Source organism: Moorena sp. SIO3H5 (assembly GCF_010692395.1).
In the GTDB taxonomy this organism is placed as follows: domain Bacteria; phylum Cyanobacteriota; class Cyanobacteriia; order Cyanobacteriales; family Coleofasciculaceae; genus Moorena.
Map to the genome: position 1 here is coordinate 1 of NZ_JAAHHS010000466.1, position 5,601 is coordinate 5,601.

Annotated in this window: 4 protein-coding genes; 3 read left to right on the top strand and 1 reads right to left on the bottom strand. The window is 42.5% G+C overall.

Annotated features, from left to right (window positions below):
- Positions 1-717: 717 nt before the first annotated feature.
- The 3 genes from F6K52_RS31360 to F6K52_RS31370 all read left to right on the top strand — a co-directional run bounded on the left by F6K52_RS31360 (position 718) and on the right by F6K52_RS31370 (position 5,408).
- Positions 718-2,214, top strand: coding sequence for an FHA domain-containing protein (locus tag F6K52_RS31360; protein WP_293088145.1), 1,497 nt, complete (start codon positions 718-720; stop codon positions 2,212-2,214).
- Between the two features lie 352 nt (positions 2,215-2,566).
- Positions 2,567-4,099: a pentapeptide repeat-containing protein gene (locus F6K52_RS31365; RefSeq protein WP_293088147.1), complete on the top strand. Its 1,533-nt coding sequence runs from the start codon at positions 2,567-2,569 to the stop codon at positions 4,097-4,099.
- 493 nt (positions 4,100-4,592) lie between these two features.
- Positions 4,593-5,408: an SDR family oxidoreductase gene (locus F6K52_RS31370; RefSeq protein WP_293088149.1), complete on the top strand. Its 816-nt coding sequence runs from the start codon at positions 4,593-4,595 to the stop codon at positions 5,406-5,408.
- Position 5,409: 1 nt separating this feature from the next.
- Here F6K52_RS31370 and F6K52_RS31375 read toward each other — a convergent pair.
- Positions 5,410-5,601: hypothetical protein (locus tag F6K52_RS31375; RefSeq protein ID WP_293088151.1), on the bottom strand; the 192-nt coding region annotated here is incomplete at its 5' end.

Consider the following 5,601-nt stretch of genomic DNA (forward strand, 5'->3'; position numbering starts at 1 on the left):
CTAAGTTTACAAATCAGCTCTAAAAGTCCGGCACAAGTCAGGCACAAGTCAGATCTTCTCAGCCGGTAAGTCAGTTAGCAGTGGAGTTTGATGAATATATGAGGTTCAAATAAGTCGAACTTGATGTTCTTCAAAACTGAACTCTTTACTACTTTCAAGAACAACTTCATGTAGTTTACTACTTTTTCACAAAGTTTCACCATTGAAATAATTTTGGTAGCGATTCGAAGGTATAGCAGTCGCTAGGGTAGTTAAGACATGACAAAAGTCTCAAACCTAAGTAAGCGCAAGAGTTTGACTTGTGAGTTCTGACTTCTGACTTCTGGTATAAGCATGGAGCTGTTATAAAATGCTGTTGCATAAAAAATTACCAAAAGGCTGAGAAGTATATAGCTATGTGTTCAAGAGGCGCGTTCCCTGAACTTTTGCCAGAGGTCAAGGGTACTAAGTATGATGCTGGTATCAAGTGTTAATTCAAATGTTAGGTGCGGTCTTACCATTAAGAATTAAATTCGATCAAGGTGCGCACCTGAAGTTAGCATACATCATCCTCTCATAGTTCATTACCAGGACTTATGCCAAATTGGGTAACAAACGCAAACGCACTTATTTAGTATGGTGTGTTATCAACCCACCTTAGCGGCAGAGTTTATGGGTAAGTCCTGAGTAATTGACACAATTAACCGATTATTGCGGTAATCTGGAGTGACACTAAACATGCTGAAAACTATACTTATCAACTCTCAAACTAACGAGTTACAGGAAAAAACCCTGAAACCGGAAACTGGGATTCAAGGTGAGTATCTTATTGGTCGTCACCCGAGTTGTGACCTAGTTCTGGATAGTCCTGTAGTGAGTCGTGTACATGCCAGAATCCTATGCCAAGGGGGAAAGTATTACTTTACTGACCTCGGTAGCACCGATGGCTCTCGGATCAATAATGAGGAGATGGATGTTAACCAGAACTGGCTCCTGAGGGAAGAGGATATTATCCGCATCGGTGACTTTGTGCTGCTGGTCAAAGAACTACAGCTGTATGATTCTAAGCAGGAAAAAAACCTAGTGGTAGATGACAATACCACTGGGATGAAGCAGTGGACTAAGGGTAAGATTACTGTCCGCTGTGTGCAAATCATTGATCAGACCCATGATGTCAAGACTTTTCGCTTTGTGGCGGACTCGCCAATGTTGTTCAGCTACAAGCCAGGTCAGTTTGTCACTCTGGATTTGGAAATTGATGGCAAACCAGTGAAGCGTTCCTACTCCATTTCGTCAGCCCCCTCACGTCCTTATACTTTGGACATTACTGTCAAGCGAGTTCCAGCACCAGCCGATGCTCCTGATGTTCCAGCGGGTTTGGTGTCTAACTGGTTGCACGACAACATCAAAGTCGGGTCCGAGGTGAGATTAAATGGCCCAATGGGGAAATTTACCTGTGCTGACCATTCTGCTAATAAGCTGCTGTTCATTTCAGCAGGTAGCGGGATTACTCCGATGATGTCCATGTCTGAGTGGCTTTGTGACATTGGCGCTGATGTGGATGTGGTCTTTATTCACAGCGCTCGTAGCGCAAAAGATATCATCTTCCGTCAGAAATTAGAGTTGATGGTGGCTTTGCACCCCAACTTTAAGCCTGCTATTACCACCACTCGTCCACAACTAGACCAAGCTTGGTGGGGTTATACCGGAAGACTTAATCAAGCCATGGTGCAACAGATGGCTCCTGATTTTCGCGATCGCATTGTCTATGTCTGTGGTCCGAATCCCTTTATGGCAGGGGTGAAAGCCATGCTAGCCGGTCTAGACTTCCCGATGGAGAACTACTATGAAGAGAGTTTTGGTGGCAAAAAGTTGTCAAAAAAGACAGCAACAGCAACAACAACTCCTACACCAGTCACAGCGGAAGCTCGTCCTAGACTACACTTAGTGAAATCACCATCAACCTGTTCAGAACCAACTGTAGTCTTTGCTAAGTCTGGGAAAGAAGTCAGCTGTGATGCAGAGGATGTGATCCTAGATGTGGCGGAACAAGAAGGGGTGGCATTACCCAGCGGTTGCCGCATGGGAGCCTGTGGTGCTTGTAAGCAAAAGCTTCTAAAAGGGAAAGTCGAGTATGACGAGGAACCTGATGCTCTCAAAGAGAATGAACGGAACCAAGGCATGATTTTGACTTGTGTGGCTCATCCTGTAGGACAAGTGGTAGTTAGCGCGTGAACTACTCACTCTAAATCAGAGGTTGTTGATGTAGGGTGGGCAGTGCATCAGACAGATTCAGCAACCTAGCCAATCACCCTGGTCGGCACTGCCCACCAATGGATTAATGACTACGATGCAACACCGCTCCCCATAAATTCTAGAGGATTATCCTGAATTTTGGCTGCTGTCTCCTGTATCATTAAAAAATAGCAATTAATTTTACCTCACACTGAAGTTATCAGCACTTACATTTCACCAAACATCACGTAAATTTACAAAAATTAACATAAATAGGCCACATTGGCTTTCCTCTCGATATAGATCTGATTACTGTTCCTATAGACCTTAAGTTTTGCAAAGGTATATAGCTATGGCAGTTTTAGATTTTAGCGAGCAAGATCTGGTTGGAAATAGTTTTAATGGTCAGAATCTTAATGGTTCTACCTTTTTTAAAGCCACTTTGACCAATGTCTCATTTGTTGACACAAAGCTGAGAGGAACTAACTTTGAAGAAACAAATTGGTTAAATGTTAATGCCAGCAATGCCAACTTCAGACCCAGTGCAACCTTCCCGACAACCACCCTTTTTAGAGCAACATTAGAGAATGTCAATCTCAGTGGTGCTAACCTGCGAGAGGTTAACTTATCTGAGATTAGTACTAATGGTATTGACCTGTCCAATGCCCAATTACAAGATGCCAATTTATTCAAAGCTGAGCTCAGTGGAGAACAGTCGGAGCGCCCAAATCTGACTGGAGCTAACTTTACCCGAGCTAATCTGACTCAAGCAAATCTCAAAGCTGCTGATTTAACAGATGCTAATTTTACGGATGCTAACCTGCAAGGGGCTAGCCTTGAAGCTAATCTCATAGTCAATACCAATTTCACAGGAGTGGACTTTACCGGAGTCGGCTTCACGGATATAACTCTCAGTAACGCTACCTTTGATTTGGCAAACCTCAGTGGTGTCCAGTGGACTGATGTTTCAGCACTTGGAGGAGCAACCTCAACCAATTCCAGCTTCCGAGGTGCTGATTTAACTAACTTCAGTGCCGAAGATCTCAATCTTGGTGGTGCTGACTTTAGTGCTTTTGATGCCAATACACCCACTATACTGACTGGTGTTAGTCTGGCTGATACTCTCCTCAATGATGCTAATTTCACAGGTGTTTCTGCAGAAGGTATCTTTCTAGAAGATGCAAACTTAACCAATGCTAACTTCACCGGAGCTGACTTAAGTAATGCCAACCTGAACAGGGCGATTCTAACCGGAGCAGTCTTGACCGGAGGAGTCGAACTCGACAACGCCTTCCTGGAAGGAGTCGATTTAACTGGAGTTGATCTAACAGGAGCTGATCTCACTGGAGCCAAATTAAAAGGCGCGAATTTAACCGGGGCAGACCTGAGTGGAGTCGATCTCAGCGGTGCTGACTTGACCGAAGCGATTCTGAGCGGTGCTGAACTGGATGGAGCCATCTTAGATAACGTCGTTGCTCAGAAAACAAACGTCACTGGAACCGACTTTACTAGTGCTAGTCTTATCGATGCAAATTTCAAAGAAGCTACTGGAGACAACCTGACTAGATTCACAGATGCAAACCTCAGCGGAGCTAGCTTAGAGTTAGGCAGCTTTATCGGTAGTAATTTCCAAGATGCTAATCTTATTGGTGCCAACTTAAATGTTACTAACTTGACAGATGCAAACTTTAGTGACGGTGCTGATTCAGACACTATTGGAGCGGATTTAACCGGTGTAACCTTTGTTAATGGTGTTGCAATTAACGGTGACTTTAGTAATGCTCTGCTTGTGAATGCTGACCTCACCAAAGCTAACTTTACTGGAGCTAACTTAGATGGGGCTGATCTGACTGGCGCTGTTTTAGTAGACACCATTCTCCCATAGTAGACACCATTCTCCCAACTAAGGAATTTACAGGCATTTGGGCTTAACAAGGGTGCGATTGTCTAAAAACCCCTTCGCTATATATAGCGTTTCTCTCAGTTATGAGGTACAGTCTTCTTTAAAGTTGATTCGCTGTTAGGTGCCCTTGACCCATTAAGAATTAAATTCGCCACGGGTCGCACCTCTTGATGCAGCGCATCCCTATTTCCTCTTTCCTATTCCCTATTCCCTGTTCCATAAAATTCAGAAATTTTGTACCTCATAGCTATGATAATTGCTATATCTGTCTTTGACAACAGTCATCTTTTCGCTTTTTGCCACATAACGTGAATAATTCTTGATTGGCGCACTTTGCAGGTAGTTTGGCGTAACTTGCTAGTGAAGGCGTAACTTGCTAGTCAAATTTACCGCTTCGTTACTATAGGATCAAACTGAATCGACATTCAAGGTTGAATTGTCGTAGTCAAATAACAAAAATTAGTTTGAATCCAAAATGAGTAAGACAATTTTAATAACAGGAGCAAGCAGCGGTATTGGAAAAGCAACTGCAAAATTGTTCCAGGAAAAGGGTTGGAACGTGGTAGCAACCATGAGAACTCCAGAAAAAGAAACAGAACTAACCACCCTTGATAATGTATTGGTGACAAGACTAGATGTTTTAGAGCAAGATTCAATTACAAAAGCCGTTCAGCTAGGTATTGAAAAATTCGACAAAATAGATGTTTTGGTAAATAATGCCGGTTATGGTGCTTATGGTCTTTTAGAAGCAACCCCCAGGGAAAAAATAATAAGACAATTTGATGTTAATGTTATTGGGCTGTTAGATGTAACCAAAGCAATCCTACCCCATTTCAGACAAAATAAAGATGGTATATTAATTAATATTTCATCGATTGGTGGCAAAATGACCTTTCCATTATTTTCATTATATAACGGAACTAAATTTGCTGTTGAGGGGATTTCCGAAGGTCTGAGTTTTGAACTGCAAGCAATTGGCTGCAAAGTTAAAATTATTGAACCAGGAGTGATTAACACGGATTTTGCTGGTCGCTCCCTTGATATGAACAACGATGAAAATTTAACTGAGTATCAAGAATTAATTGGTAAGCTGTTCAATTCGATGGAATCTTTGGCTGAGCAGGCTTCTGAGCCTATTGTTGTCGCTAACGTGATTTATGAAGCAGCAACAGACGGCACTGATAAATTGCGATATACTGCTGGCGAAGATGCCAGGATGATGGTAGCTAATCGAAAAGAATTGGATGATAAGACGTTTATCCAAGGTATTAAAGAGCAATTTAGCATCTAGTTCAAATAGAGCGTTTCTCGGACTCATGGGTACATTTTTTATTCCCTGTTTCCGGTGTTAGGGAGCAGGGAGCAGGGAGCAGGGAGCAGGAAGAAGGTAAGAGATAATAGGTAAAAAATCCTGTATACCTCATAGCTATAATAAACGGTATAAACAAAGGAGATAATGATGGGAAATACTGCATTAGTGACAG